The sequence below is a fragment of the Streptomyces sp. UH6 genome (assembly GCF_013421635.1).
In the GTDB taxonomy this organism is placed as follows: Bacteria; Actinomycetota; Actinomycetes; order Streptomycetales; family Streptomycetaceae; genus Streptomyces; species Streptomyces abyssomicinicus.
Genome location: NZ_JACADT010000927.1, coordinates 1 through 2,265, shown reverse-complemented (window position 1 = coordinate 2,265; position 2,265 = coordinate 1). Strand labels below are relative to the sequence as shown.

2 protein-coding genes are annotated in these 2,265 nt (G+C 75.1%); one reads left to right on the top strand and one right to left on the bottom strand.

What is annotated here, in order from left to right:
* Window positions 1-20: 20 nt before the first annotated feature.
* Window positions 21-476 carry a metallopeptidase family protein gene (locus HW445_RS27650; RefSeq protein ID WP_180223596.1) on the top strand — a complete coding sequence of 152 codons (456 nt, stop codon included), beginning with the start codon at window positions 21-23 and terminating at the stop codon, window positions 474-476.
* Window positions 477-657: 181 nt separating this feature from the next.
* On the opposite strand, the gene HW445_RS27645 is transcribed toward HW445_RS27650, so the two are convergent.
* On the bottom strand, window positions 658-2,163 hold the full coding sequence (locus HW445_RS27645; RefSeq protein ID WP_180223597.1) for a DUF5719 family protein: 1,506 nt from the start codon (window positions 2,161-2,163) through the stop codon (window positions 658-660).
* Window positions 2,164-2,265: the final 102 nt, after the last annotated feature.

Sequence of the window (2,265 nt, the reverse complement as noted above, 5' to 3'; positions counted from 1 at the left end):
GCCATTACGCTGCACCGGTGATGGACAATCCCGTACCGCCGCGCCCCTCGGGCCCCGAGCCCCGTCGGCGGGACCGCCACGGCCGCGGCATGCGCGGCCCGATCGCGCCCCCGCAGGTTCCCCTCGCCGCGAGCCGCGCCGACCTCTTCGCCGATCTGGTGCAGGACTCGGTGGAACGGCTGGAGCGGCGCTGGCCGCAGCTGGCCGAGGTCGACTTCCTGGTGCTGGAGGTGCCGCCCGCGCCCGGGCCCGGCGATTCCTGGAGCGACGAGGCGGTTCCGCTGGGCGGCACCGTCCCCGGCCGGGAGAACCGGCCGGCCAGGGTCGTGGTGTACCGGCGGCCGGTGGAGATCCGCAGCAAGGGCCGGGAGGAACGGGCCGCACTGGTGCACGAGGTGGTGGTCGAACAGGTCGCCGACCTGCTCGGGCTCACCCCCGAGGCGGTGGATCCGCGCTACGACGGCGACGAGGACTGACCGGGCGGCCGGGCGGCTTCCTCTGCACTGGGGCTTCCCCGACCCTGGGGCTGCCTGGGCCCTGGAGCTTGCCGGGCCCGTGCCGGAGCGGGCCCTGGAGCTTCCTGGGCACGTCCCGGAACGGCCGTGCCCGGCCTCCCGTCGGCAACGGGGGGCCGGGCACGGCCGTTCGGTCTCCTGGTCAGTTCTGCAGCACCGTCAGATCCTGTGCGGCCTCCGGGACGGCCACCCGGCCGCGGTCGTCCGGCAGGGTCTGCACGGTGAAGGCGGCGATGCCGTCCAGCTTCTCGGCGAGGGTGCGGGCGGCGTACACCGGGCCGCCGGACACCGGCTCGATCACCAGGGCGTAGGTGCCCTTGAGGCCGCTCGGCACGGGCAGATCGATGTCGGTGGTGGTGCCCTTCTTCAGCTCGTACGTCTTCGAGGTGCCGGTGCCGCCCTCGCTGCCCGCGGAGGAGGTCACCTTCACGGTGGCGTCCGCGGTCGGGGCGGCCAGGGAGAGCGTGGTGCCCTTGGCGGTGTTGCCGAGCGCGGTGGCGCGGGTGGTGACGGCGCCCGTCGCGGGGATGAAGGCGGTCTCCTGCTTGGCGCCCTTGCCGCGCACCACCTGGAGTCCGGCCACCACCGGGACCTCGCGCCCGGTCGGGGTGAGCAGCAGCGAGCCGGCCTCGCCCCGGGTGACGTCCTTGAGGTCCGTCGAGGTGGTCATGCCCGCCTTGACGTGCAGGTTCTCCAGGCCGGCCGGGGTGATGGCGCCGGTGGGCGAGGCGAGGCGGACGGCGAGGTCGGCGTCCGAGTCGCCGGGCGCGTAGGCGATCAGGCGGACCGAGGTGGCGTCCTTGGGGATGCCGGGCAGCACCAGCGAACCGGCCGGGTCGGCGGCCGGGGCGATCCAGTCGCCGCCGTTGCCGGTGTCCAGCGCCTGCACGCGGGCCCCGACCCGGCCGCTGCGGACGCTGACGTGCGCGGTGACGTCGGGCAGCGGCTGGTCGGTGAGGGTGGACAGCAGGACGCGCTCGGTACCGAGCGGCGGGACCGTCACGCCGTCGGGGGCCGAGGTCTCCAGCTGCCCCTCCGGACCGAAGAGCTCGATGTCGACGACGGCCGCGGAGTCGTCCGGGTTCGTCAGGTGCACGTAGTCGGTGCGGAACTCCGCGGTGCTGGCGCCCGGGAACCAGAAGTCGGTGTCCGGGACGCTGCAGGCGGTGCCGTGCAGTCCGCGGCCCGCGCCGACGGTGACCTTGGTGGTCTGCTGGACCGTCCAGCCGGGGGCGAAGCGGCCGTCGGCGGTGCCGAGCAGCGCGGGCTCGTCGCCGCCGGAGCTCTCCCGGGAGACGGGCTTGCCGGGCTCCTTGAGCGTGAGCACCGGCTTGCCGGCGGGACGGGCCTCGGCGTCCGCCGTGCCCTCGTCGCCCTCGGCGTCCTCGGTGCCTTCGGCGTCCTCCGTGCCCCCGGGCTTCTCGGCGTCGGCGTCGGCGTCGGCATCCGTGTCGCCGTCGGCGTTCTCCGGGTCCTCGTCCTCCGCACCGGACGACGAGGCCGCGGCGGGCAGGAGTTCGGCCTTGCCGCCGTCGGCCGCGTCCTCGGTGACCGGGGTGAAGGCGGTGCGGACCGTCTCGGCGATGTCGGACCGGCTGGGCTCCGGGCAGAGCAGCTTGGTGCGCTCCACGGGCTGCTCGGCGGCCAGATCGGGAGAGCGCGCGTCTGACCTCCCGTCAGACGGGTGCTCTGCCGCTCTGCCTGGAGTTCAGACGTGCCGCTGCTGTCCCTGGGCCTGCAGCGGATCCGC